Source organism: Arsenicitalea aurantiaca (genome assembly GCF_003994485.1).
In the GTDB taxonomy this organism is placed as follows: Bacteria; Pseudomonadota; Alphaproteobacteria; order Rhizobiales; family Devosiaceae; genus Arsenicitalea; species Arsenicitalea aurantiaca.
Genome location: NZ_RZNJ01000002.1, coordinates 46,990 through 73,241 on the forward strand (window position 1 = coordinate 46,990; position 26,252 = coordinate 73,241).

23 protein-coding genes and 1 pseudogene are annotated in these 26,252 nt (G+C 63.5%); 13 read left to right on the forward strand and 11 right to left on the reverse strand.

The annotated features are described in order from the left end of the window. Window positions 1-12: 12 nt before the first annotated feature. The 4 genes from EMQ25_RS04560 to EMQ25_RS04575 all read left to right on the forward strand — a co-directional run bounded on the left by EMQ25_RS04560 (window position 13) and on the right by EMQ25_RS04575 (window position 4,077). Window positions 13-1,293, forward strand: a complete 1,281-nt coding sequence (locus tag EMQ25_RS04560; RefSeq protein WP_127187394.1) for a sugar ABC transporter substrate-binding protein — start codon at window positions 13-15, stop codon at window positions 1,291-1,293. Window positions 1,294-1,356: 63 nt separating this feature from the next. Beyond that, window positions 1,357-2,217, forward strand: a complete 861-nt coding sequence (locus tag EMQ25_RS04565; RefSeq protein ID WP_127187395.1) for a carbohydrate ABC transporter permease — start codon at window positions 1,357-1,359, stop codon at window positions 2,215-2,217. Continuing rightward, window positions 2,214-3,044: a carbohydrate ABC transporter permease gene (locus EMQ25_RS04570; protein ID WP_127187396.1), complete on the forward strand. Its 831-nt coding sequence runs from the start codon at window positions 2,214-2,216 to the stop codon at window positions 3,042-3,044. Before EMQ25_RS04565 ends, EMQ25_RS04570 begins: the two co-directional genes overlap by 4 nt. Window positions 3,045-3,369: 325 nt before the next feature. Continuing rightward, window positions 3,370-4,077, forward strand: a complete 708-nt coding sequence (locus tag EMQ25_RS04575; RefSeq protein ID WP_127187397.1) for an endonuclease/exonuclease/phosphatase family protein — start codon at window positions 3,370-3,372, stop codon at window positions 4,075-4,077. Between the two features lie 1,095 nt (window positions 4,078-5,172). On the opposite strand, the gene EMQ25_RS04585 is transcribed toward EMQ25_RS04575, so the two are convergent. Beyond that, window positions 5,173-7,686: a heavy metal translocating P-type ATPase gene (locus tag EMQ25_RS04585; protein WP_127187398.1), complete on the reverse strand. Its 2,514-nt coding sequence runs from the start codon at window positions 7,684-7,686 to the stop codon at window positions 5,173-5,175. A gap of 449 nt (window positions 7,687-8,135) precedes the next feature. Between EMQ25_RS04585 and EMQ25_RS04595 the strand changes: the two genes are divergently transcribed. From EMQ25_RS04595 to EMQ25_RS04610, 4 genes are all read left to right on the forward strand, one after another. Further along, complete coding sequence (locus EMQ25_RS04595) at window positions 8,136-8,513, forward strand: hypothetical protein (protein WP_127187399.1); 378 nt, start codon at window positions 8,136-8,138, stop codon at window positions 8,511-8,513. A gap of 35 nt (window positions 8,514-8,548) precedes the next feature. Further along, window positions 8,549-9,043 (forward strand): CopM family metallochaperone, encoded by a 495-nt coding sequence (copM, locus tag EMQ25_RS04600; protein ID WP_127187400.1) that lies wholly within the window; start codon window positions 8,549-8,551, stop codon window positions 9,041-9,043. Window positions 9,044-9,164: 121 nt separating this feature from the next. Beyond that, the gene (gene cueR, locus EMQ25_RS04605; RefSeq protein ID WP_127187401.1) at window positions 9,165-9,563 is read left to right on the forward strand and encodes a Cu(I)-responsive transcriptional regulator; all 399 of its coding nucleotides are present in this window, start codon (window positions 9,165-9,167) and stop codon (window positions 9,561-9,563) included. A gap of 22 nt (window positions 9,564-9,585) precedes the next feature. Continuing rightward, window positions 9,586-10,107 (forward strand): c-type cytochrome, encoded by a 522-nt coding sequence (locus EMQ25_RS04610; RefSeq protein ID WP_244606523.1) that lies wholly within the window; start codon window positions 9,586-9,588, stop codon window positions 10,105-10,107. Window positions 10,108-10,124: 17 nt separating this feature from the next. On the opposite strand, the gene EMQ25_RS04615 is transcribed toward EMQ25_RS04610, so the two are convergent. The 7 genes and pseudogenes from EMQ25_RS04615 to EMQ25_RS04640 all read right to left on the reverse strand — a co-directional run bounded on the left by EMQ25_RS04615 (window position 10,125) and on the right by EMQ25_RS04640 (window position 18,484). Continuing rightward, window positions 10,125-10,736, reverse strand: coding sequence for a class I SAM-dependent methyltransferase (locus EMQ25_RS04615; protein WP_127187402.1), 612 nt, complete (start codon window positions 10,734-10,736; stop codon window positions 10,125-10,127). Between the two features lie 10 nt (window positions 10,737-10,746). Next, entirely contained in the window at window positions 10,747-13,113 is a 2,367-nt protein-coding gene (locus EMQ25_RS04620; RefSeq protein ID WP_204569893.1) for a heavy metal translocating P-type ATPase, read from the reverse strand. Window positions 13,114-13,796: 683 nt separating this feature from the next. Continuing rightward, window positions 13,797-14,246: a sensor histidine kinase gene (locus EMQ25_RS17980; RefSeq protein ID WP_158625952.1), complete on the reverse strand. Its 450-nt coding sequence runs from the start codon at window positions 14,244-14,246 to the stop codon at window positions 13,797-13,799. Between the two features lie 223 nt (window positions 14,247-14,469). Next, a pseudogene (locus EMQ25_RS18535) lies at window positions 14,470-15,591 on the reverse strand (cache domain-containing protein); the annotation flags it as partial. 82 nt (window positions 15,592-15,673) lie between these two features. Continuing rightward, window positions 15,674-15,937 carry a hypothetical protein gene (locus tag EMQ25_RS04630; RefSeq protein WP_127187404.1) on the reverse strand — a complete coding sequence of 88 codons (264 nt, stop codon included), beginning with the start codon at window positions 15,935-15,937 and terminating at the stop codon, window positions 15,674-15,676. 859 nt (window positions 15,938-16,796) lie between these two features. After that, window positions 16,797-17,174 (reverse strand): hypothetical protein, encoded by a 378-nt coding sequence (locus EMQ25_RS04635; protein ID WP_127187405.1) that lies wholly within the window; start codon window positions 17,172-17,174, stop codon window positions 16,797-16,799. Next, window positions 17,171-18,484, reverse strand: coding sequence for a tetratricopeptide repeat protein (locus EMQ25_RS04640; protein ID WP_127187406.1), 1,314 nt, complete (start codon window positions 18,482-18,484; stop codon window positions 17,171-17,173). The genes EMQ25_RS04635 and EMQ25_RS04640 overlap by 4 nt, the downstream gene beginning before the upstream one ends. 227 nt (window positions 18,485-18,711) lie before the next feature. Here EMQ25_RS04640 and EMQ25_RS04645 point away from each other — a divergent pair, with 227 nt between their 5' ends. Then, a complete protein-coding gene (locus EMQ25_RS04645; RefSeq protein WP_127188125.1) occupies window positions 18,712-19,332 on the forward strand; it encodes a TetR/AcrR family transcriptional regulator in 621 nt (206 codons plus the stop codon). Between the two features lie 235 nt (window positions 19,333-19,567). On the opposite strand, the gene EMQ25_RS04650 is transcribed toward EMQ25_RS04645, so the two are convergent. Both EMQ25_RS04650 and EMQ25_RS04655 read right to left on the reverse strand, forming a co-directional pair. Then, complete coding sequence (locus EMQ25_RS04650) at window positions 19,568-20,293, reverse strand: SDR family oxidoreductase (RefSeq protein WP_127187407.1); 726 nt, start codon at window positions 20,291-20,293, stop codon at window positions 19,568-19,570. A 24-nt stretch (window positions 20,294-20,317) separates the two neighbouring features. After that, on the reverse strand, window positions 20,318-21,394 hold the full coding sequence (locus EMQ25_RS04655; RefSeq protein ID WP_127187408.1) for an NAD(P)-dependent alcohol dehydrogenase: 1,077 nt from the start codon (window positions 21,392-21,394) through the stop codon (window positions 20,318-20,320). Between the two features lie 355 nt (window positions 21,395-21,749). Here EMQ25_RS04655 and EMQ25_RS04660 point away from each other — a divergent pair, with 355 nt between their 5' ends. The 3 genes from EMQ25_RS04660 (at window position 21,750) to EMQ25_RS04670 (ending at window position 24,177) form a co-directional block, all read left to right on the forward strand. Next, on the forward strand, window positions 21,750-22,397 hold the full coding sequence (locus tag EMQ25_RS04660) for a cysteine hydrolase family protein (RefSeq protein ID WP_158625954.1): 648 nt from the start codon (window positions 21,750-21,752) through the stop codon (window positions 22,395-22,397). Between the two features lie 19 nt (window positions 22,398-22,416). Further along, entirely contained in the window at window positions 22,417-23,418 is a 1,002-nt protein-coding gene (gene proX / locus EMQ25_RS04665) for a glycine betaine/L-proline ABC transporter substrate-binding protein ProX (protein WP_127187410.1), read from the forward strand. A gap of 126 nt (window positions 23,419-23,544) precedes the next feature. After that, window positions 23,545-24,177 (forward strand): trimeric intracellular cation channel family protein, encoded by a 633-nt coding sequence (locus EMQ25_RS04670; RefSeq protein ID WP_127187411.1) that lies wholly within the window; start codon window positions 23,545-23,547, stop codon window positions 24,175-24,177. Between the two features lie 18 nt (window positions 24,178-24,195). Here the strand turns inward: EMQ25_RS04670 and EMQ25_RS04675 are convergent, their stop codons facing one another. Next, window positions 24,196-25,152 (reverse strand): sodium-dependent bicarbonate transport family permease, encoded by a 957-nt coding sequence (locus EMQ25_RS04675; protein ID WP_127187412.1) that lies wholly within the window; start codon window positions 25,150-25,152, stop codon window positions 24,196-24,198. A 95-nt stretch (window positions 25,153-25,247) separates the two neighbouring features. Between EMQ25_RS04675 and EMQ25_RS04680 the strand changes: the two genes are divergently transcribed. After that, on the forward strand, window positions 25,248-26,150 hold the full coding sequence (locus EMQ25_RS04680; RefSeq protein ID WP_127187413.1) for a LysR family transcriptional regulator: 903 nt from the start codon (window positions 25,248-25,250) through the stop codon (window positions 26,148-26,150). Window positions 26,151-26,252 lie beyond the last annotated feature (102 nt).

The window sequence follows — 26,252 nt, forward strand, 5'->3', positions numbered from 1 at the left end:
GAGGAGAGAACCGTGTACCTGAAGACATTCAGACGCAGCGCGTCAGTCATTGCGTTGGCTTTGGCAATGCCAATGGCGGTAACAACAACTGCACAAGCCCAAACTGTCGTCAATTTTTTGGCTGAGGCTGCAGACTTCGTTTACGCCCCGGTAATTGAGGCCTTTGAAGCTGCAAATCCCGACATCGACATTCGCTATCAGCAGGTTCCGTTCGAAGATCTGAACGCGGCGATTGAGTCCCGGGTCGGACAGGGGGATTCGAGTATCGACGTCTTCGCAGCCGATACACCCCGCGTCCCAGCCTTCGCATCGCGAGGCTACCTCCCCGACGAAGAAGCCAATCGCGAGCGTATCGAGGCAGCGGTTCCCAATCCCGTGGATCAGGAGCAGGTGAGCTGGGAAGGTAAGATCCACGCCTTCCCTATGTGGACCTCGACGCAGCTGCTCTTTTACAACCGCGACCTTCTGGAGCAGGCCGGCATTGCCGAGCCCACCCCGACTTCGCCGGACGACCGTCTGACCTGGGAAGAACTGCTCGATCTCGCAAAGCAGGCGCAGGATGCTGGTGCCGAGTGGGGATTCACCTTCCAGCAGGTGGATCGATATTATCAGCTCCAGGCGCTCTATGAGTCCGCCGGAGCAGGCCCCGGTCTCACGGGTGAGGGGCTGCTGCAGCCAGACCTGACAAACGAGGGTTGGGTTCAAACTTCCGCCTGGTATCGCGATCTCTATGAGGACGGAATTGCCCCACGCGGCGTCAGCCCGAACCAGACCAATGATCTCTTCATCAACGGGCAGGTGGCGTTCTTCTATGGAGGTCCATGGACCTTCGGGCGCTTCGAAGAGGCCGAGGGATTGAACTACGGCGTGACCTACGTTCCCTATTTTGAAGGTGGAGAACCTGTCACGGCTACAGGTTCCTGGGCGCTCGCGATCAGCCCGCATGCCGCCAACCCGGAGGCAGCGCGACGTTTTGTCGAATTCGCCACGCTCACGCCCGAAGGTGCGCTCGCGACGACGGAATCCAACCCATTGCCACCGGTCAATGCAGAGGCCTATGAGCAGTGGCGCGAAAAGATCGCCGAGCTTACGCCCAAAGTCGGCCCTGCGATCGATATCATCACCCATGAGCTCCAGAACACCGCAGTCGGCCGTCCTCGCACAGTTGGTTTCGTTGCCTTCGAGACGGTGATGAACCGGGTGTTCTCCGATCTCCGGAACGGAGCCGAGGTCGAGCCGACCCTACAGGCGGCCGAGGACCAGTTGCGGTCCCAGCTCGCGCGTATTCGATAGGCTTAGCTATAGCAGGGGAGCTGGGCCTACGAGGCCCGGCTCCGATCGGCCTTGGAGCTCATAATGCAACAGCGGAACAAGTTGCTGGTGGCAGCGGCCTTTCTGGCGCCGGCCATCATCGCCGTAATCTTTCTGCGGATCTGGCCCGCGACCTCTGCCCTGCACGAGTCGCTCCTGGCGCCGGGCGAAACGACCTATAGCCTCGAGAACTATGCGTACATTTTCAGTGATCCAGTCTTTCTGCGCAGCCTGCAGGTGACCCTGGTTTTCCTTGTAGTGGTTGCGCCACTACAGATCGTGATTGCGCTGGCTCTGGCGTTGCTGGTCAACGCAGCAATCCCGTTCGTGGGGTTGTGGCGAGCGATCATCCTCTTGCCCGTCGCAATCCCACAGAGCGTCTCGGCTGTTGTTTGGGGAGTAGCCTTCCGTCCTGATGGTCCTGTGAATGCCGTCTTGATTGCGATGGGCCTTGAACCGATGCGCTTTCTGACGTCGGCCGAGCAAGCTATGGGATCGATCATTGTCATCGTGAGTTGGATCGGCGTCGGGTACTGGATGACGTTCATCCTGGCAGGACTGCAGGACATTCCGAAGTCGCTCTACGAGGCGGTTCGCATCGATGGCGCAAACCGCTTTCAGCAGTTCTGGTACGTAACGCTTCCGCAGTTGCGGCGCCCGCTCACGTTTGTTCTTGTCGCCAACACTGTGGCGAACTTCTTGGTCTTTGCTCCAGTGCAGATTCTGACCAGCGGCGGCCCGCAGGGCTCGACGAACCTGATCATGAACGAGATCTATACCCGCGCTTTCGTATCCGGTGACCGCAGCAGCGCGATGGCGGCGACGGTCGTTCTGGTCACCGCCGTGCTGGCAGTGGTGCTCGTCCAGTTCCGCATGATGCGTTCCCCGGAGGACAAGGGCATATGAACAACAACGCTACCATGGTCCGCACCAGCCTGACGGTCCTCTGCGCGATCCTTTTCGCTCTTCCCCTCTGGTGGGTGGCCGTCAGCGCCCTGCGCCCCGAGAACGACATCTTCCGCTATCTCTCACCACTGAGCTGGGGCACGCTACTCCCGCTCAATTTCACGCTCGAGCACGTCGTCGAGTTGTGGAGTGGACCGTTCCGCCTGGCAATAATGAACTCGATCATAGTGACCACCGTCACGATACTCGTCGGTTTGGCGATATGCTCCGCGGCCGCTTTTGCCTTGGCAATAATCGACTTCCCCGGCCGCAATATCGTTTTCATCGTAATGGTCGTGAGCTTCCTCATTCCGTTCGATGCGATTGCGGTGCCGCTGTATCAGACGATGCGCAACCTCAACCTGCAGAACACCTATACCGGGCTCGTCCTTCCGGGCATCGGTAACGGCCTCGCCGTTTTCCTCCTCCGCCAGTTCTTCCTCGGCATACCAAAAGAGCTCCGCGAGGCGGCCATGATCGACGGTATGGGCTGGTTCGGCGTCTTCTGGCGGATCTACCTGCCGCTTTCCGTTCCGGCACTCATCAGCGCCGCGCTCATTCTGTTCGTCTTCCAATGGCAGGCCTATCTCTGGCCGCTGCTCATCGCGCCTGCCCCCGACTATAAGGTCGCTGCCGTTGCCATCGCGCAGTTTTCGACGCAGTACGACGTCAATTACGCGCTAATTTTCGCGGCGGCATTGTTCATCTCGCTGATCCCGATGGTCATCCTCACCGGCTTCCAACGCGGCTTTTCGGCATCGGTGGCATCGACAGGCGGCAAGGAATGAATGATCGACCCGCCTGCGAGGCGGTAAAGCCTCCGGCTGTGAGCAGGCTTCCCGCCGAAAAGCGGTACGTCCATCGCCACAATGGGATGCAGCCTCCCTTGGACCAGCCTGAGATTAGGGCAGACAATAATGGACTCCTGCATCGGCTTGGCGCAGGTTACCAAGCGGAAAGGGGACCACTAGACCGTCAGGGATAGTTGCAGTAATCACGCCTTGGCATGTGAAATGCCCTCACGACCGACTTCGTTGACTTGCAGCAGACTCGAGCCGCCATCATACTCTCCCACCGACAGTCCTGCGGTAGAAGACGAGAGGGTGCAGCTCGATGATAGTTGCCTGCTGGAATGCTGCCTGGCACAGCTCACGAAGCTGGCAAGGGAAAGCCATTTCGCAGCGCATCCTGGCTTCCGGCGCCGAGATCGTCTGCATCCCAGAATGTCAAGGCGAGCTTCTGGAGGGCGAATGGCATGTAGCCCGCAGCGAGACCAACTATGGATACCCGATTGTGCCCGGCCGCTCCAAAGTCACGTTGTGGAGTCGCAATGGATGGCGAGATATAGAACGCACCGCTAGTCGCGGCATGCCGGGAGGCCGTTTCGTCGCCGCCACAACCGCTACCAGTTTAGGGGCTGTGCGCGTTATCGGTGTCTGTGTGCCATGGTATGCGGCGCATGTAAGCACCGGTCGGCGTGATCGGCGACCGTGGGAGGACCACATTGCCTATCTGAAGGCATTGGCACCACCTTCGGCCAGTTCCTTGCCGCTCATCATGCTCGGGGACTTCAACCAGGCCGTTCCCAATCGACGAGCGCCAGCCGAGGCGGTATCGCTGCTCGAGACGGCACTAGCCGATCTCACCGTCCACACATCGGGCGTTGTTTCCGGGCTGAGCCGACCGAGCGTTTGTCATATTGCCTCCACACGCCCGTTCGTTGCAGCCAAGACGATTGGTATTGCCGCAGAAACTGAACGAGGCCCGTTGAGTGACCACGATGGTCTCATTGTGGAATTCGACCTTAGAGTTCCAGCTTAGAGCGTCTTCACATTGAGCGTTGTTATCTTGCTGCGTTAAAGAAGTTAGCGCATGCGTTGAAGGTGAAACGGTCGAGGAGACGGCCGATGGCTTTGACGAGGGCGTCGACTGTCCGGGCCGGGTTCTGCCGCAGCGGCTTGAGCTTGGCGAAGCATCTCGGTGAGGTTCATGTCCGTGCCATAGGCCTGCAGGTAGAAGGTCGAGCCTTCAGGAGCAATGATGGTTGGGCCGTCTTCCATAGCTTCCGGCGAGAGGTCACGTCCGTTCGCCGCTGCTCGGCGGCTGGCAGAGCTTTTTTGAACGACGGGCCATAAGCGGGGCGGCAGCAGAGAGGGCTCCGGTTACTGAGTTAAACCTTGTGCTCGGCCAAGAGCCACCTCGCAAGAACGATGCCAGGATGATAGTGCATATGCGCCAAGGCGCCTCCTGATCTGGGCAAAGCTTGCGCGGCCGATGTTCCCGGTTTGGGTTGGACTGCGCATCGGCCGTCAATGCGCTGGCGGTCGATTTGCTAGCCGCCGCGCTCCAGAGCCACGGACCTACCTCTCTTTAGCGGCGCCAACGCGCTGGCCACATTGTGAGCGCGCTCTGGTGTCTGGGGGGCGGTGCAGGCGGGGCGGCTTCTGGCGGCCTGTCCAACGCCGGATGCGGGAAGCGGCGGCTCGCCGCCCTCGCGATCGCGGGCAAGTTTGCTGACCGGCTGCGCGACGGTAAGTTCTGACGGAATGCTGGCTGGGCCGTGCCCGCCGGTCGCCGAGTACAGCCGGGGAGGTCCAGACGCGGGCAGCGGAGGAACTCGAGCTGCTTCCAGAGCGGGTCGGTCGTCGCCGAGATGATCGCCGACTACGGTCATGCGGGATCAGGCGCGCGCTTGCACTCGCCCCTGACGGCTATCGAATGGCTGCTCGGAACTCAGGCTGCGTCATAGCTGGAGAAAACTTCGGTCGATCCGTCACGCCGGATCAGGAACACCTCGTAAGCCTCGCGCTCGGTTTCCGGGCCCTGCGATTTTCCCGGTGCTTCATGGCATCTGTCCCCGAAGCTTTACCTCACGCACCGGGCTATTTCCATGCGGCAGTATTTCTCAGTTCCTCATCATCGGCTGACGGCAGCCATCGGAGCACGGAAGCGCTTCAGCCTCAGTGCATTGCCCAACACGAACACGCTCGACATCGCCATGGCACCCGCCGCCAGGACCGGAGACAGGAGCCATCCGAAGGCGGGATAGAGCGCCCCGGCTGCAGCCGGGATGAGCGCGGTGTTGTAGGCGAAGGCCCAGAACAGGTTCTGCCGGATGTTCCGGATCGTCGCCTTTGACAGCGCGATCGCATTGGGAACTCCCTTGAGGCTGCCCGACATGAGGACGACATCGGCGGCCTCGATGGCGATGTCCGTTCCGGTACCGATGGCGATGCCAACATCCGCCTCGGCCAATGCGGGCGCGTCGTTGATGCCGTCCCCGACATAGGCGAGCCCGCCATGCTGGCGCTTCAGCGCCGTGACGGCCTCCACCTTGCCGTCCGGCAGCACCTCGGCCACGACCTCGTCGATCCCGAGCTGTCGTGCGATGGGGTCCGCCGTCCGCCGGTTGTCGCCGGTGATCATCACCACCTTCAATCCGAGATCGTGCAGGGCCCGGATGGCCTCCGGCGTGGACGGCTTCATGGGATCGGCGACGGCGATGATTGCGACGAGCTCGCCCTCGACAGCGGCATAGAGCGGCGACTTGCCCTCGTCGGCCAGTCGCGCGGCGATTGTCGCGAATGCACCGACATCGAGCCCGAGCTTCTCCATGAACCGGTCGGCACCGACCTCGACGCGGCGTCCGCCGACATCGGCGCTGACGCCATAACCCGTCACGCTCTCGAACCGGGTCAGATCGGACAGCTTCAACCCGTCTGCCTCGGCGGCTTCGACGATGGCGCGCGCGATCGGATGCTCCGATTTCACCTCGACGGAGGCGACCAGTGCCAGAACGTTGTTGCGGGCATGACCACCGGTCGTCTCAAGGTCGGTCAGAGTGGGCTTGCCTTCGGTCAATGTTCCGGTCTTGTCGAGCGCGACCACGCGGGCGTCCTTGAGCGACTGCAGCGCTTCGCCCTTGCGGAACAGCACGCCCAACTCCGCGCCGCGCCCGGTTCCGACCATGATCGACGTGGGTGTCGCGAGGCCCATCGCGCAAGGGCACGCGATGATCAGCACGGCAACCGCATTGACGAGCGCGAAGGTGATCGCAGGCTCCGGGCCGAAGATCGCCCAGACAAGGAAAGCGAGCGCGGCCGCCGCCATGACGGCAGGCACGAACCACAGCGTCACGCGATCAACGAGCGCCTGGATGGGAAGCTTGGAGCCCTGAGCCTCCTCGACCATACGGATGATCTGCGCGAGCATCGTGTCGGCGCCGACCGCGGTTGCGCGGAAGGTGAGTGCGCCGGTCTGGTTGACGGTTCCACCCACCACGGTCGCGCCAGCCCGCTTCTCGACCGGCACCGGCTCTCCGGTGATCATGGCTTCGTCGACGAAGGACGCGCCCTCGACGACCTCGCCGTCCACGGCGATCCGCTCCCCGGGTCGGACATCGACAAGGTCGCCTGTCACGACGTCGCCAAGCGCCACCTCGACAACCCGGTCACCGCGGCGGACGCGGGCCGTCTTCGGCTGGAGACCGACCAGGCGCTTGATCGCTTCCGAGGTCCTGCCCTTGGCCCGAGCCTCCAGGTAGCGACCGAGAAGGATCAGCGTGACAATGACGGCGGCCGCCTCGAAATAGACGTTCACCGTTCCAGCCGGCAAAAGCTGCGGCGCGAATGTCGCCACAACCGAGTAGGTCCAGGCGGCCAGCGTGCCGACGGCGACGAGCGAATTCATGTCTGGCGCGCCCTTGCTGAGCGCCGGCAGGCCGATCCGGTAAAACCGCAGGCCTGGCCAGAACAGCACCACTGTCGTCAGAACGAACTGCAGATGCCAGCTCTCCCGCATGCCGACGGTGGTCATGATGAGGTCACGAGCCGCCGGGATCAGGTGCGAGCCCATCTCCAACACGAACACCGGCAGCGTCAGGATGGCCGCGATGGCGACGTCGCGACCCAGGGCAGCTTGCTCCGCCTGCTTGCGGGACGCATGCGCCTCGTCATCATCGTTTTCGCTTACCGTCCGCGCCTCATACCCCGCAGAGGCGACTGCAGCGACGAGATCGCGATCCGTGACAGTTCCGGAAGTCGAAAGCGAAGCACGTTCGGTCGCCAGATTTACGGTCGCGGATGCGACGCCCGGAACTGCGAGCAGCGCCTTTTCCACACGCGCCACACAGGACGCGCAGGTCATGCCATTGATGGCGAGCGTGATCGCGCGGCCTGGAACCTCGTAGCCTGCGTCTTCGATCGCCCGGACCAGACTGGCCGGATCGACGGGCTGGACCAAGGTTACATCGGCACGCTCGGTGGCGAGATTGACCGTCGCCATTCCCACGCCTTCAACGCGGTTCAAGGCCTTCTCGGCTCGCCCGACGCAGGACGCACAGGTCATCCCGACGACCGGTAGCGAGACAGTGGCGAGTTTCGGTGTCAGGTTGGAAGCGATCTCGGCGCTTCCTGTCGCGTGGACGTTCATCGTCGGCTCCTTGGCGAGTGCTGTTGGAGCACTTCTGCGCTTTCCAGTGACTGGAAGGTCAACACCCGATTTCGTGTTGATGTCGCCCCTTGACCTTCCACCAACTGGAAGCCCCATCTTGAATGGTAAGCAGAACCCTTCAGGAGAGTGCCATGCAGTTCCAGATCGACAACATGACGTGCGGCGGCTGCGCCAGGAGCGTCACACAAGGCGATCCATTCGGTCGATCCGCAGGCGAAGGTCGACATCGATTTGCCCCAGAAGCGGGTGACCGTGGAGTCGGGCGTCGATCGATCTGCTGTTGCGTCCGTGCTCGAGGACGCGGGGTTCTCGCCTCGCCCTGCGGCATGACGCTCGGCCAATAGTTAGAAGCAGCGCCAAGAGGAGCGCGCTTACTTGAAGCGGGTTGTAACTCCTGAGTCAGCGTCTTCCTTGGTGGATAACCATTGATGAAAACATCAGCGCGGATTTGGAACATGGCAATGGCAGCGTTACTGGCGCTGGCATTCGCCTTCATCTGGCCGCCTGCCAACTTTGGCTCCCCATCATCCTATGATCAAGCAGCGCAAGCTGAAGCCCATACTCACCAGGCTCATGCCAAACCGAGCGGCCAGCACAGCCTTCTCACAGTTCAAATGGATGCCGACTGTGATGCTGCGACAATAGGCTGTTGCATGATGGCTCATTGCTGTCCGGGGATTTCAGTCGGAGCGCATGAAATTACCACCGTTTCGGCCAGCGACGAGACGACGGCTGCGACGCCGGTGCCGGGCTTGGGAAGCGATCCTGGGGTGATCCTCCCCCCTCCGCGACGTCTGTGGCTCTGATCGCTCGACAAATCATACACTCAGGAGAACTCAAGATGACTATCGCTAAGACGATCCTCGCAGCGGCTGTCGCCGCAACCGCCGTCTCGGCGCCCGCTTTGGCGCAAGACGCAGAATTCCAGCTGCCCGAGCAGTGCACGACAGCAGCCGCCTCGGGTGGCATGGACCGCTCGGCCATGGGCCACGGTGGCATGCACGGCAATCAGGGCGGCGGCATGAACGCGGGCATGATGGAAATGATGGGCATGGCAGGCATGGACCTCGAATCCATGCCCGAGCATGTGCAGGAGAACATGCGCAAGATGATGATCACCATGCCGGCCATGCACGAAGGCATGATGATGGAGGATGCCGACGTGGCCTTCGCCTGTGGAATGATCGCCCACCATCAGGGCGCCATCGACATGGCTGAAGTTGTGCTCGAGCACGGCGACGATCCGCAGATGCGCGCGCTCGCCGAAGAGATCATCGCGGCACAGGGCCCCGAGATCGAGCGGATGACCACATGGCTGGCTGAGAACGCCAACTGAGACCACAGTGGCCGCGCGGTGCGCACCCGCGCGGCCACTTCTGCTCGCTCGCCTCGAAATTACTTGAGCTTCCAGCGGCTGGAACCCCTATACTGGCGGGAGAAGCTTCGGAGAGGCCGCAATGAACATCGGAACAGCCGCCAGGCAATCGGGCCTTCCGCCCAAGACGATCCGCTACTACGAGGACATCGGTCTACTGACCGCCGACCGGGCTGCCAACGGGTACCGCGACTATTCCAACGAGGACGTCCACCGGCTGCGCTTCGTCCAGCGGTCCCGCAGCCTTGGGTTTTCGGTCGAGGAATGCCGGCAGTTGCTCTCCCTCTATACCGACCGCGACCGGGCCAGCGCAGATGTGAAGGCGATCGCCACCGAGAAGTTGGGCGAGATCGACCGCAAGATCGCTGAACTGACCGGCTTGCGGGCGATGCTCGGCCATTTGGTCGAGAACTGCTACGGAGACGCCCGCCCCGAATGCCCGATCATAGACGGGCTCTCGGATTTGACGAGCGACCACTAAGACCCAGGAGATCGGCTAGGTGATGGGCAATGGCTTGCTTTCGCTGATGGAGGGGCGGTGGTGCAGATTGGGTCATCGGGTGCCTGTCAAATCGCCCTTACCCGGTCGAAGCCTATTTGCTGCATTCTCTCTGTTGATCGGGCTCATGCCGGTTCCGGCTGCGGCGTTCCTGCACGCGTCCCAGACGGGCACTGACTCCGGCCGCGCGCTTTACGTCGAGCACTGCGCGGCCTGCCACGGCGTCGATCTCGAGGGACAACCCGACTGGCACAGCCCCGACGCCAACGGCCTCTATCCGGCGCCGCCCCATGACGAGACGGGCCACACCTGGCATCACGATGACGCCATGCTCATCGACTACATCGCCCGCGGCGGTCAGGCCGTGCTGGACGACATGGGCGTGACCTTCACGTCGGGTATGCCGGGCTTCGGCTCCGTGCTGGGCCAAGGCGAGATCGAAGCCATCCTGGACTATATCAAGTCCACTTGGCCCGAACACATTCGCGACGCGCAGGCGCAGCGGTCCAACGCGGCCGCAGATTGACGATTTCCCGACACCCGTCAGACCTTCCGAAAGAGCCCGAAATGGAACCGCTGCACGCTGCCCCACGGCGTGCGGTGTTCGTGGCTCAGCGATCGGACGAGCCGATAGGCGCTACCTAGCCGTTCCGAAAGCAAGGCCGCATCGTAGCGAGCGACCGGCAAACCGCTGCACGAGGTCGGGCCATCGAGCGCGAACGTTCCGATGATGGCGTGGCCGCCGGGGACAAGGGCCCGATCCATGACCCGCAGATAGGCGTCCTGATCGGAAGCCTCGGTCAGGAAATGGAACGCGGCCCGATCATGCCAGACGTCAAAGCGGCCGGAGGGCCGCCAGTGCAGGACGTTCGCCACCACCCATTCAACTGACGCATCTAGCGACAGCCGCGCGCGCGCCGTGCGCAAGGCGGTTTCGGAGAGATCGAGAACCGTTATACGGCGGAACCCTTGTTCCAGAAGGCAATCCACCAGCCTCGATGAGCCGGCACCGACATCCACGATGGCCGCGTCCTGGCCCGCGCCTGTCTCCGCTATGAATTCGAGCGATACCTGCGGATGTTCCTCGAACCAGCTTGTCTCCTCCTCATCCTTGCTTCGGTGGACGCTTTCCCAGCGGTTCGGTTCTTCGGCCATCGTCAATCCCTCACAACTCGATCCGCCGCAGTCGCAGTGCGTTCGTGATCACCGAGACGGAAGACAGGCTCATCGCCGCGGCGGCGATCATCGGCGAGAGTAGCATCCCGGTGAAGGGGTAGAGCAGCCCGGCGGCGACCGGCACCCCGAGGGCATTATAGGCGAAGGCGAAGAACAGGTTCTGTTTGATGTTGCGCAGGGTGGCGCGGGCCAGCTTGCGCGCCCGGACGATGCCCATCAGGTCGCCGCCCAGCAGGGTGATCCCGGCGCTTTCCATCGCCACATCGGCCCCCGTGCCCATCGCGATGCCGACATCGGCGGCAGCGAGCGCGGGCGCGTCGTTTACCCCGTCCCCCGCCATCGCGATCTTGTGGCCGTCGCGGCGCAACTGGTCGATCAGATCCCTCTTGGCTTCGGGCAGGACGCCAGCGCGCACCTCGTCGATTCCGAGCTTGCCCGCCACCGCCTGCGCCGTGCGCTCGTTGTCGCCGGTTGCCATGATCACCCGCAGACCCTGGGCGTGCAGTTCCCGGATCGCCTGTGCGGTCGAGCCCTTGATCGGGTCGGCCACGGCCACGATCCCGGCAAGCGCGCCATCGACAGCGATGAACATCGCCGTCTTGCCGTCTGCACGCAGGGCGTCCGCATTTGCTTCGGCGGCGCCAGTGTCCAGCCCCATCTCCCGCATCATCGCGGCGTTGCCGAGCGACACGGCGCGTCCACGGACCTGGCCGCGTACGCCCTTGCCGGTGACGGCCTCGAAGTCGGTCGCCTCCTGACGCGGCGCACCCTTTGTCCCGGCGCCCTCAACGATGGCTTCGGCCAGCGGGTGTTCCGAACCAAGCTCCAAGGCTGCGGCCAGCGACAGCAGGTCGGTCTCGGTGACGTCCCCGAGCGCAACCGTATCGGTCAGCTTCGGCTTGCCCATGGTCAAGGTCCCGGTCTTGTCCACGATCAGCGTGTCGACGCTTGCCATGCGCTCCAGCGCCTCTGCGTCCTTGATCAGCACGCCCGCCTGCGCGCCGCGCCCCGCCGCCGTAGTGATGGAGATCGGCGTCGCCAGCCCCAGCGCGCAGGGACAGGCGATGATCAGCACCGAGACCGCCGAGGCGATGGCAAAGACCAACGCGGGCTCGGGGCCGACGGTGAACCAGACGATGAAGGCGACAATGGCAATGACGACCACCGTCGGCACGAACACCGCTGACACACGGTCGGCCAGACCCTGGATCGGCGCGCGGGACCGCCGCGCGTTCGATACCATCGCGACGATCTGCGCCAGCACGGTGTCGGACCCGACCTTGCCCGCCTCGATGACCAGAGAGCCGTTCTTGTTGATCGTGGCCCCGGTCACAGCATCGCCCGGGCCCTTTTCGACCGGCATCGACTCGCCGGTCAGCATGCTTTCGTCCAGCGACGAGCGGCCCTCGATCACCGCGCCGTCGACCGGAACGGCGTCGCCGGGACGGACCCGCAGCCTGTCGCCCTCCATGATGTTCTCGAGCGGCGCGTCGTATTCGGTGCCGTCCGGCAGGATGCGCCGTGCCATCTTGGGCGCCAGGTCCAGAAGCGCGCGGATCGCGTCCCCGGTGCGTTCGCGTGCCCGCAGTTCCAGCACCTGGCCCACGAAGACCAACGCCACGATCACCACGGCCGCCTCGTAGTAGGTGCCGACGCCATGGCTCATCCGGTAGGCATCCGGAAACACGCCAGGCAGGAAGGTCGCGACCAGCGAATAGAGATACGCCGCTCCCACGCCGAGGCTGATCAGCGTCCACATGTTGGGCGACCTGTTCAGCACCGAATCCCAGCCACGCCGGAAGAATGGCAGGGCCGCCCAGAGGATGATCGGCGTCGCCAGCACGAACTCCAGATAGCTTGCCGTCTGGTGACCGACCCAGTCGCGCACCGGCAGCGCCACCATTTCGCCCATCGTCAGCACGATGAGCGGCACCGCCGCCGCCGCCGAGACCCACATCCGGCGGGTGAAGTCGGTCAGCTCCTCGCTCGGCTCGTCCGATGGAACCATCGGCTCCAGCGCCATGCCGCAGATCGGGCAACTACCCGGCGCATCGCGGACGATCTCCGGATGCATCGGACAAGTGTACTGGACATTGGTCGGAGCAGTCTTCTTGCGGCCTGCGGCACGACCAGAAGCGTAGAACCATGGATCGGCCTGGAACTTCGTCTGGCACTTGCCCGAACAGAAATGGAAGTCCTTTCCACCGAACGTTTCCGATGGGGTCTCCGGCTTCAGGGGCACCGTCATGCCGCAGACAGGATCGATGGCCGTTGGGCCAGTTGCAGGCGCATCGTGGTGCGTCGGCATCTCGTTGTCGGGGTGGGCGTGACCTGTGTGGCGATCGACGGTGGACATGGCATTCTCCTTTCGCGGGCTCAGCGGCGTGAAGCCGGTGCACGGGCCCCCAGGATCAATGTGCTCCTTCCTGTCACTGGAAGGTCAAGCGCCGATTAAACCAAACGCCGTCATGGCGCATCGAAGCAATGACCGAAGCCCGATACCAATGCCCGAGGACGCCCGTCTGGAATCAATAACTTAATGTGGAGATGGGGTGGGTGCCGCTCTCTCCCCAACGGCGTCACAATGCTCCAAGCTTGTGATGCTGAAGTCACAAGAGAAACAAGAGGGCATTCGGGGATCCCGCCAGCTTCGCCCAGCAGGACGAGCAGATCGGTCAGTTCTGGAACCTAGGCTGATCGCGCTCACTTACCCCTCGAGGTCCCAGCTTTGGCTGGGGCCTCTTCCACTTAGGAGAACAACCTGGAGCCAATTCAACCATAGCCAAAGAGATCTCAGACCGTGCGCGCGGCAACAGAGAGTGCCACTTTGGCATCGAAGACAAGCCCGTCCTCGTTCCTGAATTCGTACTCACCTCCCATCTGCGCCACGATTCCTTTCACCAGTCGCATGCCCATGCTCTTGGGGCTCTCTTCCTCTGTCATCCCGGTTCCGTTGTCTCGCACGATAANAGCTTTGGCTGGGGCCTCTTCCACTTAGGAGAACAACCTGGAGCCAATTCAACCATAGCCAAAGAGATCTCAGACCGTGCGCGCGGCAACAGAGAGTGCCACTTTGGCATCGAAGACAAGCCCGTCCTCGTTCCTGAATTCGTACTCACCTCCCATCTGCGCCACGATTCCTTTCACCAGTCGCATGCCCATGCTCTTGGGGCTCTCTTCCTCTGTCATCCCGGTTCCGTTGTCTCGCACGATAAGGTGTGCGCGGCCGTCGTGCTGCTCGGAGAGTTGGATGTCGATCACTGCCGGACGGCCGTCTGCGAAGGCGTACTTGAAGGCATTCGTTGTGAGCTCGCTCAGCAGAAGGGCGAGCGGCGTCGCATGATCTCTGTCTACCGGGATATGCTCGATGTCGTAGTGGATCGCTGCATTGGAGCCGTAGGCCAGCCGGACCTGCTCGACCACGGCAGGAATGAAGTCGTGAGCGTCGATGTCCTGGTATCGGTCGTACTTGTAGATGTGTTCGTGCATCGCTGCCATCGCAGCGAGNCACTGCCGGACGGCCGTCTGCGAAGGCGTACTTGAAGGCATTCGTTGTGAGCTCGCTCAGCAGAAGGGCGAGCGGCGTCGCATGATCTCTGTCTACCGGGATATGCTCGATGTCGTAGTGGATCGCTGCATTGGAGCCGTAGGCCAGCCGGACCTGCTCGACCACGGCAGGAATGAAGTCGTGAGCGTCGATGTCCTGGTATCGGTCGTACTTGTAGATGTGTTCGTGCATCGCTGCCATCGCAGCGAGACGGCTCTGGAGGTCCAGTTTGATCGCCTCGGGCATATGCTGCATGCGCACAAGGCCCTGAATGGACTGAAGATTGTTTTTGACCCGGTGGTGTATCTCACGAAACAGCATGGTGTTGAGATCGACAGCCTCCTTCAACTGCCGCGAATAGGCCTCATCCCGAACAAGGAGCCTGACGAGCCAAATGCACCCCGCGATCAGAGCAACGAGTATAGGTGAGACAATCAGGATGACCGTCCAGATCGCCCGATGAAAGTTGTCCCAGATTTCGTCGCTCGCCACCGAAGCCAAAGCGATGACCGGATAATCAGCAACCCTTCTGAAGCTCACGACGCGCGCGATGCCGTCCACCGGGGACGCTGCCGAGGTGTAGGTGCCGGAGTCACCGCTGAGCAAGTATTGCTGGAACAATGGGAGCCCAGACAGATCAAGTGGCCCGTCTGTAGGTGGATGGCGAGCCATCAACTGACCATCATCTCTGACGAGGCTGATGGACGAGCCCCTGTCCAGATCAAGCGTCTCCCACAGATCGGTGAGAAGCGTCTGGGGGAATGAGATCATGATCGCGCCAGCGAATTCGCCAGCGCGATCCACCCGCCTGCTGAAAACGAAAATCTGTTCGCCCGTGATCCGGCTTGTCAGGACGCCAGAGATATAGAAATCCGCGCCGTCCCGCAGGGCGGTGAAGTATTCGCGGTCAGCCACCGAGACCATCGACGCACCCGCCACGGTGCTGTATAGCGTGCTGGCGGCCGCATCAATGACGTAGACATCAGCAATTGAGGGGATCCCCTCTAGCACGGCGAAAAAATCCTCTTCCACTCCGAGTAGACTAGGGCCGAGGGCTGCGTCTACCCGGGCAAGTGTCTGGGTAGCAAGTTCCACAATCCAATATGCATTGGTCGCCACGACTTGAGCGCCAGAGAATGACTGCTCCTCTAATCTGATCTGGTTCTGGTTAGCCCCAGCGTTCACGAAATAGGCGAACAGGCCGACGAACAGCGTGAGAAAGGCGATCATTAGTCCAGCCGCCTGACGCGCCGTCGTCAGCCGCAGATGAGCAGGCAAGGACTTCATGAGTTTGGTCTCGCTCCGGGCAGTCAGGAATTGATACGACCAGTGCGCAGCAGAAGCGTGAGAATTTGGATTTCTCTAATGCCTACGCGTTAGCAGGGCCTCGCCTTCTTGTCGAATGCTCATCAGGTTGACCCGTCACCTGGGAGCGGTACAGTTCGACCATCGTCGGCACCCCCTCACGGCTGGCAAAGTACACCTTTGCCGCCAGATCGATTGCTCGGCCGCGCCTGGTCACCTCTTCGGCAAGAATGAGTTTCGCAGCCTGATCTGGGGATTGGGCAATGATGGAGATCGCTGGCGCAATAGGTTCACCGCGGCAGTCGCACTTGACGATCTTGTAAAGCATAGGATGGCTCCGCGCCAATTCGCTCGAACGGCTACGCACCAGGATAGCACGAGCGCCCATCCACGGGGGCGACCAAGACGGGCGTACGTCTTGACCGGCGTCTGCCCACACGAGAACGTTAGTGGCGGCGTCCGCGCCAAACTAGCCCGCTTCCGGGCATCTTCTTTTTCGCCTCTCGATCCACCAGCGTGTGCACGGCCCTGGCCGGGGCCTTCGAAGCGCCGTTGGCAAGGCGGAGGTCGTCGTCTTGCGACCCGACAGGATCAACTGGGCACCGACATCCGCCGCGGCCGCGTCAGCGCCGATCACCATCGTATCGTAGAGGTGCGGCACCGGATGCCCCGCCGCGACCTCACTGGCCACGTAGTCTTCCCAGAACGCACGCGCCGGGGGCAAGAGCCGTCTCGGCCCCCATCTGGAGATCTCCCTTATTGCTGACTCAGTTCAGGTTTCGCCGGAGGATCGTTTCTGTAAAGCCGCAGCGCAGGATGTTCCGGTAGGAATGCTGCGGGTCGCACGGGGCGGGGCCGCCCGTGCAGGTGTGGACCCGGGGGAGGCCGAGCGTATCGGCTTTGGCAAGGCGGTGGCAGGAGCGCCCGCTGGATACCGCGTCCGCGGAAGGCGGGGGCGCCCCAGTCGCACCAACCGATGCCGCCTGAAACGAACAGCGCGCCGGTGCCGGTGGCGACGCTGTCGATGCGGGCGATGAAGACGTGCCAGCGTTCGTCCATGCAAAGGCGGTCTAGCCAGCTCTCGGCGGCGGGCCCGAGGTCAAGGCGGCGCAGACGATCCGGGCGGCTGCCTCGGCAGTCGGGCCGGGAGCGACCGGCTTGATGGCAACCCCGGGGGCATCGGGAAGCTACGCGCCACGGAGGCGCAGGAACTTCTGCCAAGGGCGGGCCTTCGTGAAGCCCGCCGGCGCGGTGGACTCGCTGTCTTGCGGGACGTGCAGGAAGTAACGCGCAACACCCGCCCTGCGATATGCTTCGGCTGCCGCGGAGACCTTGGCGCCCTCCGACGGGAAGGCGCGGTTCACCAAAACGTCGGAGGCGGGCAGCGCGCCGACAACCGACGCGACGGCCCGTGTTGTCTCGTGCCAGTCGAGCCGCAGGTTGCGGCGCTGTTTCGGCGTCGCGGCCTCGTGCAGGCTCCTGAGCGCCGGCCGTTCGATGGCCTCGCCCTCGGCGAGGCTGGCGCCCCCGAGATGGGCGGCAGCCAGATCGGGGTGGTAGGTCATGCGGCGACCCTTTTCTGGTTCAGCCGGTCGCGGAAGGCGAGGTTCACCGGGCTGTGCGGCCGCAGCGCCTGCCGTTCGGCCACCAACGCCTCGGCCATGCCTGACTGGCCGCCGCGGAGCGCGGCCTCGGTCAGCGTCCAGTCGATCACGTCCCGCTGGGCGTGGCTCCCACCGAAGGCGTTGACGATGTGCCGCGCCGACCAGAGCCGATCGGCCGCCCTCCCAAGGTCGCCCCGGCGGAAGGCGCGGAAACCCTCGACAAGGGGCCGGCCGATGCGGTGGACCCAGTCGGCGGTCTCATTGCCGTCTGCGCCCGCCATCCGCGCCAGCAGCCGGTCAACCTCGTCCTCCCGCCCGGCGCCGAGATGAGCCATGGCGGCGTGCAGGTCGTTGAACGGGTAGAGCCGGCCATCCGACAGCGCATCCCAGCGCGCCGACAGCGCCTCGAACCGGTCGCAGACATCCATGCCCATGAGGTCGAGCCGCCACAGGAGCGCAGAGGCGTCCACGAGATCCATCGCGGCCGCCCCTTCGCGGATCGGTCCGTCATAGAGCGCGAGCGCGGCCTGCGGCTCGCCCAGCTCGATGTGGCAGAGCGCCCGGTGCCACCAATTGTGGACCTTGAGGAAGTTGCTCTCGCTGGACCAGTGGGCCTCACGCCCGGTGATCCAGGCGAGGCCATCGGCGGGCCGGCCCTCCATCTCCATCACATGCGCGACTGCGTGGTGCGCCCAGCAATCGCGAGGGTCGGCTTCGACTGCCGCGCGTCCGGCGGCCTCGGCCCGCGCATATGAGCCGGTCTCCTCAAGGCCAAAGGCGTGCATGCCAAGGACGAGCGACTGACCGGGAACGCCGTCCCACTGCGGCAATGCGCGGGCGATGCGGTCGCGCAGCGTGCGCGCGTCGGCCCTCAGGAAGTCGATGAGGTGCCCGGCCTGCAGCGCTATCAGATCGCGCGGGAAGCGCAGCGAATGGTGCTCCATCGCGCGGGCGGCCTCGGTCCAGTTGCCGGCACGCGCGGCCCGCAGTCCGGCGAGATGCCCCGCAGTGCGGTCGTCTGCAGCGAGATGGGCGACCTCGACCAGCGACGCGCGGGCCGCGGCGGCGGCCTCGGGCTCGGTGGCGAGCGTGAAGCACCAAGCGCGGGCGAGATGGATCATCAGGCAGTCGGGCGCCTCGGCGGCCGCTGCATCCAACAGGCTGACGGGGTCACCGGAATAGGTGGCGAAGGCCTCGCAGGCCGCGTCGAAGAGGTCGCGGGCCGCAGGCGTGGCCCCGGCGAGCGCATTTGATTGTGAATCGGTGATCATGAAAAGGCTCCTAACTGAGACAACGGGCCGGCTGGCCCGATCGCTGCTGGGTGTGCCCCGGAGACGGTTCGGCTTCTACTGGCGGGACGGTCAGGTTCCGGTCGAAAGCGATTTCCTCAATCCTGTCAGGGTGCTATCGTGCAGCGGCCGAGCATGGGGAGCCGCAGGGCGCGCCCCGGCGCACCCGAAAACCGACCAGAGGTACAGTTCCGATGACCGGCGCACGTATGTCCAAGGGAGACGCGACACGGCAGCGCTTGCTCGACGCCGCCCAACGCTCGATCCTCGAGAAGGGGTTCACCGCCACATCGATCGACGAACTGATTGCCGAATGCGGCCTGACAAAGGGTGGCTTCTTCTACCACTTCAAGGACAAGAACGATCTCGCGAAGGCGCTCCTGCGCCGCTACATCGCCGAGGATGAGGAGGTATATGACCGCATCTTCAGCCAGGCACGAGATCTCGTGGACGACCCCCTTCAGGTGTTCCTACTCGGGCTAAAACTGCTGGCCGACGTGATGGGTGACATGCCGAACGGCCATCCGGGCTGCATGGTCGCCGTCTCGACCTACTATGAGCGGATGTTCGACCGTGAGCTGCGCGACATCAACACCGAGGCGGCGCTGCAATGGCGTCGGCGGTTCCGGGCGATTCTGGACGAGATCGGCACCCGCTACCGCCCTCGAGAGCCGGTCGACTTGGACGAGCTGGCCGACCTGGTCTCGAGCGTGCTTGAGGGTGGCATCGTGATGGCCAAGGCGCTGCACGATCCGGTGTCACTGAAGCGGCAGATCCTGACCTTTCGGGCGATGGTCCAGGCGTTGTTCGTGCGGATCCCGGAGGGCTGACGCGGACCCAAAGTCGCCGCCCCGCTGTGGGGGAGAGGAACTGAACTAGAGCCGTTAGTGCAGGTCGATGCCAGTGGCGATAGAAGCAGACGAGCATCCAAACGTCAGTCCTGCCATAAAAAACAATGGCTTATCTGGTGGAGAACGTTGGATCCTAGGGGCGTCCCCTCCGCCATTCCCAGAACATGATGAACTGACCAGCGTTCGTGCTCAGTCGAGCGCAGTTCCAGTCGTGCTAGCGCACGAGAAATCCGCCATCGATCGGGATGGCGAGGCCGTTCATCATTGCGGATGCGTCGCTGAGGAGGAAGGCGATGATCCCGGCGATGTCGGCGGTTTCGGCGAACCGGCCGCTCGGGATGCGCGCGAGCACGGGGCCGGATTTGGCCGGGTCGCTCCAGGCGCGGGCGGCGAGTTCGGTCATGGTGACGATCGGGTTGATGCAGTTCACCCTGATGCCGTGACGGCCCAGCTCGTTGGCCATCACCCGGCTCATCGCATCGAGCGCGCCCTTTGACGCGCAGTAAGAGGCGTGGTCGTCGAACCCGATGAAGGACGAGATGCTCGAGACGTGGACGATCGCGCCGCCGCCGCCTGCAGCGATGCGCCGGCGCGCGAAACCCTGCGCCATCAGCATGGCAGCGCGGGTGTTGACTGCGTGAACGAGGTCGAAGCCTTCGACCGTCACCTCTAGAAAGGGTTCGAGAACGTTGATGCCCGCGCAGTTGACGAGGTAGTCGGGCAGGGGGCCAGCTTCTGCCGCCGCTTTAGTCGCATCCGCATCGGCGAGGTCGACCGCCAGGCTGGTGCACCCGATTTCGGCCTCAAGCGTATCGAGGTCGCCCTGGCTGCGCGTGATGGCGATGACATGCGCACCGCGCGCGGCGAGCAGGCGCGCCGTCTCCCGACCGATCCCCTTGCCGGCTCCCGTGATCATGACGGTCTTGCCAGCGAACTCCATCTCCAAGCCTCCGCGCTGCGTCATCTAGATCCCCATCTCGATCTGCATCTTCACCTCGCCTGCCGGCGCTTTTGCCGCGATTTCAAAGGCGCGGACGCTGTCCTCGAACGAGAAGGTACGGGTGAGGAGCGGGCCCACATCGATGGCGCCGGAGGCCAGCATGTTGACGCAGCGCTCGAACACATGGGCGTAACGGAAGACGTGCTCGACCCGTGCCTCCTTGATCTGCGCCGCCGCGACGTCATAGCCGACCGGAGCAAGCGGGATGCCGACGAGGACAACGACCCCACCGGGCGCCAATGGCGCGAAGACGCCGGCCGCTGCCTTTTCATTGCCTGAGCATTCATAGACGACGTCCGCCCCCCAGCCGCCGGTCGCTGCCGAGACGGCCTCGACGAGCGAGGTCGAGCGCACGTCGACGGGCGTGACTGCACCAAGGCTTTCGGCCAGCGCCAGCTTGCCCGCATCGATATCCGAGACGATGACCCGGGCGGCGCCTGCTGCAAGGGCCGCGAGTACGGTGACGAGGCCGATCGGTCCGGCGCCCATCACCACGGCGACATGACCCGGCGCAGCTTTGGCCTTGGTCACGGCGTGAACGCCGACGGCCAGGGGCTCGACCATTGCGCCGGCAGCAAAAGAGACGGTGTCGGGCAGCTTGAAGGTGAAGTCCCCCGGGTGCACCACGCTTTTCCGAAGAACGCCGTGAACTGGCGGCGTCGCCCAGAAACGGACGTTGGGGTCGAGGTTATAGAGCCCGAGCCGCGTCGCCCGCCCGGATGGGTCGGGGATCCCCGGCTCCATGCAGACCCGGTCGCCCACCGCCAGATTCGTCACTTCGCTGCCCGTTTCGGTAACGATGCCCGAGGCTTCATGCCCGAGCACCATCGGCGCGCGGACCACAAAGGGTCCGATGGCGCCATGGGTGTAGTAATGAACGTCGGAGCCGCAGATGCCTACGGTGTGAATGGCGATCCGGACATCACGGGGCCCGAGGTTTTCCACGATTTCGAACGGCCGGAGCGAGAGCCGACCCTTCTCCTCCAGTACCAAAGCGCGTTCGTCCCCAGCCGCGCTCCGCGCAGCATCGGCATAAGCCATGATCGTCCTCCCTGACATCATCGCGCCCGACCTGCACCCCATCCCGGCACCCGATCGGATCGGGTGGAAGTCTAAGCGCGAGCGGGGTTTTTCGCCAGATGCCTCAGCCGCTGCCGTGCACGCGCGGGCAGGCGGCGCGGACGCTCGACCGCCGAGGTTTTTTAGAAGAGGAGACAGTAAATGTACGTATAATATGCCTTTTGGCGAGATTTGACATAGTGCATGGGATGACGATAGTGCCGGCATGCCAGTCGCCGCGGCTAATACAGACGGAAAATAAGACGCGGGATAGGCGAAAAGAACTGAAATAGTCTGGAGTAATAATTTGGAAATCAATGCCGAAAGGGGAAAGGTGGTGGTTCTGGCCATCGACCTACAGGAAGCAAACTGGCCGGGGGGCGATTGGCCGGTCCATGACTTCAACGGCGTCCTCGAACGCTCGGCGATGGTGATCGGTGCGGCGCGAGAGGCGGGCGTGCCAGTCATCTTTACGCGGCAATGGCACTCTCCTGACGGATCCGACCTTCTGCGTTACGAGCCCCTGAACGAAGAGGGCCTGCCGCCGCACTGCATGGCGGGCAGTAAAGGGGCCGAGCTCAGCGCGGCCGTGTCGGCCCAGCCAGGCGACATCATCATCGACAAGACGCGCTACTCGGCCTTCTTCGCGACGCGCCTCGAAATCGTGCTGCAGCGCCTCGGCATCGAGCGCCTGATCATTCTGGGCGTATGGACGGATGCCTGCCTCGAAACCACCGTCAACGATGCGGTGTGGCGGGGGTATCGCGTGACCCTTGTCAAGGACGCCGCGACCACGGCGACCGCCACCATGCACAAGAGCGCGATCCTGAGCATGGCCAACTGGCTCTATGGCGGCGAAATCCTGACCGCGCATGCCGCCGTCGAAGCGCTGGCAGGTCGGGACCATAAGAGCTGGAGGTTCACCAAGCCCTCACAGTTTCTCTTCGAGGCCGACACCATCGACACACTCTACGAGCAGATCTGAAAAGGAAAACCACCGACATATGACACGTTCAATCTTAGCGACGACCACATTTCTCACCGCAGCGCTCGCGGGCGGTCTCGCCCACGCAGCCGAAGTGACGCCGGCCCGCGGCACATGGGATTCCGGTTGGTTCAACACCGAGATCTATATTGCTGCCATCGAGGCTCTCGGCCATACGGTCAATGAGCCCGTGACCCTAGACGATGCCGTGCGTTACCAGGCGCTGAGCCAGCGCGATGCCGATTTTTCGGTGATGGAGTGGTTTCCGCTCTTCAATGAACGCTTCTCGGCATTCGATGAGCTCGAACAGGTCGGCTACGTCATTCGCGGCGGGGCCCGCGAAGGCTACCTCATCGACAAGGCGACGGCCGATGCCCATGGCATCGACAACATCGCGGACCTCGCGGACCCCGAAATTTCGGCTCTCTTTGATCGCAGCGGCAACGGCATCGCTGATATGGTGGCCTGTCCGCCAGGCTGGGATTGCGGGGTGGTCATCGACCATCATATGTCCGAGTTCGGGCTCGAGGGCAGCATCGATCTGATCTCCGCGGCCTATGACGCGGCGATGGCCGATGTCATCGCAGCCAAGCAGGCGGGCGAGTCCGTGCTGTTCTATACATGGACGCCAAACTGGGTGCTCGGGGAACTCGTGCCCGGCGAAGATGTCGTTTGGCTCGAAGTACCACATTCCACTCTTCCCGAGGCACAGTCAGCGCTGATCGGTCAGACGGCAATTTCTGGCGTCGTGGGGTGTGCAAGTGATCCCTGCGAGCTCGGCTTTCCCGCCAATGATATCCGGCCGGTTGCGCATTCGGATTTTCTGGACGAGAACCCCGACATTCGCCGGCTCTTCGAGGTGATGGAACTGTCGCTCGATCCGGTCGCCGAACAGAACGTGCGGATGCGGGCGGGGGAAGACACCCCCGCAGACATCACCCGGCACGCCCGCGAATGGATCGAGGCGAACCAGGCGCAGTTCGATGCCTGGATTGCCGAAGCGCGCGCCGCGGTCGACTGACCGGCGTTGGGGGGGCGGTTGCCTGGCGCATCCGTCCCCTCAAGTCCCCCGCGTAGGGCACTTGCGCAGGCTGAGTTTCGATGTGCTACTGCCGGTCTTGCGATGGATAGGCCGGGGCGTGCGGGCATGATCGATATCTTGACGTTCTGGCTCGACTGGTTCGGCGTCGCGGTCTTCGCGATCACAGGGGCGCTTGCTGCCTCGCGCAAGCAGATGGATCTCGTCGGCTTCATCCTCCTCGGCACGGTCACCGGCATAGGGGGCGGGTCGGTCCGGGATGCGCTGCTCGGCAACGTCCCGGTCTTCTGGGTTGCCGATCCACGCTACCTGCTGACCTGCTGCATCGTTTCGAGCGTCACGTTCTTTCTCGCCCACATCCCCCAGTCGCGCTACGCCCTGCTGCTGCGGCTCGATGCCGTAGGCCTCGCACTCTTTGCGGTGATCGGCGCGGAAACTGCACTCCTGGCGGGTGCCGATCCCGTGGTCGCCATTGCCATGGGCGTCGTTACCGCCACGTTTGGCGGAATCATCCGCGACGTCCTGGCGGGCGAGAGTCCGGCGGTCCTTCGCCAGGAGATCTACGTCACCGCGGCGCTCCTCGGGGCCAGCCTCTTCGTGACCCTCCAATCTTTCGGCGTCGAGCGCAGCATTGCGCTCTTTGTAGGCTTCGCGGCGGCACTCGCGTTAAGGCTGGGGGCCCTCCAATGGCACTGGTCGCTCCCGCGATATCGTCCGCGCCCCGGCCGGCCCATTCCGTGATGGGCGCTATTGCCTTGATCAGGCCATCCAGCGCGCAAGGGCCGCAAAGGTCGGGATCCCCACGAGCACGTTGAAGGGGAAGGTGATGCCGAGCGACATGGCGAGAGGCAGGCCGATATCGGCCGATGGCAGCGCAAGGCGAATGGCGGCCGGTGCTGCAATGTAACTTGCGCTGCCGGCAAGAACACCGAGGGCCGCAGCCGAGCCGGTGTCGAGTCCCACAAGCGTCCCGATGGCAACGCCGATCGTGCCATTGACGAGCGGAAAGCCGATGGCGAGACCGATTAGCGCCGGCGTGAGGCTGCGCGAGCGCATGAGGTGCCGGGCGGCCACGAGCCCCATGTCCAGCAGGAACAGGCAAAGCATGCCGCGGAAGGCGCCCTCGAAGACCGGTGCGACGGGCGCAAAGCCCTCCGAGCCAACCACGAGACCGACAATGAAGCTGCCGACCAGAAGAACGACCGAGCCATTGGTCAGCGCCTCACGCAAATGGCCCTCTGCATGAGCGGCACTGGACGGAGCGGTCCGTCCTGCCCGCCCGGCAAGCCACAGCCCGGTCAGGATGCCCGGTGTCTCCATGAGCGCCAGCACCGCCACCATGTACCCCGCGGGGGGCATTTGCCCGCCGGTCAGGATTTCTGCGCCGGCAACGAAGGTGACCACCGACACCGAGCCGTAATGGGCCGAGACGGCCCCAGCGTCGACCGGCCCCAGCCGGCCAAATCGCGTGAGACAGAAAAATGCCGGCAGCGGCAGGAGGAAGCTGAGCGCAACGCCGGCAAGTCCGGCGACCAGCAGATCTTGTGTGAAGCCGGTTTCGGAGACCTGCACACCGCCTTTGAGGCCGATCGCCGCCATCAGATAGAGCGCCAGCGCCTTGCCGACCACTTCGGGCACCGCAAGGTCGCTGCGGATGAGGGCCGCGACCGCGCCGAGGAGGAAGAAGAGGATGATGGGGGAAAGCAGGATGTCCATTGGATCTTCGCCGATTGATGTCGCGGCGATGTAGCGTCTGGCGTCCGTTCTGAAAAATTCATTGTTCGGAATGAACCGTTCTCTATAAAAGAAGTATGAGCGAACTGAATTTCAGTCATCTGCGGTATTTCTGGGAGGTCGCCCGCGAGGGGAATTTGACGCGTGCCGCGCGCCGGCTCGCCACGTCGCAGTCCGCTCTCTCTACGCAGATCCGCACGCTGGAAGACCGGCTCGGGCATCCTCTCTTCGAGCGGGTCGGGCGGCGGCTCGTGCTGACGGAGGCCGGACGCATCGCCCGGGACCATGCCGATGCGATCTTCGCGGCCGGCGAGGATCTGCTCGCGACGCTCCGTGTGGGTACGGCCCGACGGCATCTGAGGATCGGCGCGCTGGCCACCCTTTCGCGGAATTTCCAGATCGACTTCCTGCGTCCAGTTCTGGGGCGGCCCGACGTCGAGGTGATCCTGACGTCGGGCAGTCTGGCCGAACTCGCGGGCCTTCTGCGCAGGCTCGAGCTCGACGTCGTCCTCTGCAACGCGCCGCAGCAGGAGGCGGCCGAGGGCATCATATCCCATCGGCTCGCGCAGCAGACGATCAGCCTCTTCGGAGCCATCGATCCGTCTCCCGAGCTGCAGTCGGCAGAGCATGTCTTGAGAGTGCATCCGGTGATCCTGCCCACCGGCGCCAGCGCCATCAGGGCGGAATTCGACGGGCTCTGCGCTCGACTCGGGGTCGTGCCGAACGTCGTTGCCGAAGTCGACGACATGGCGATGCTCCGCCTCATGGCACGCGAGGGGATCGGGCTCGCCCCACTGCCGCCCATCGTCGTTCGCGACGAGCTTGAAGCGGGTATCCTTCGGGAAGTGGTGACGCTTCCTTCGATCCGCGAAACCTTCTACGCGCTGACGGTGACGCGGCAGTTCCCGAATCCTGTGGCCCAGGAGTTGATCCACCGGGCATCAGCTTGGAGCGAGCAAGGAACGACGCGAGGCGGCTGACCTGATAGGACGCGCAAATAGTACATGAGCGGCCGGCAGGACTGACGTCGAGCTGACAAATGCCGCCGAACGCAATTGTTCGCATGCAGGTTGTATGCGATA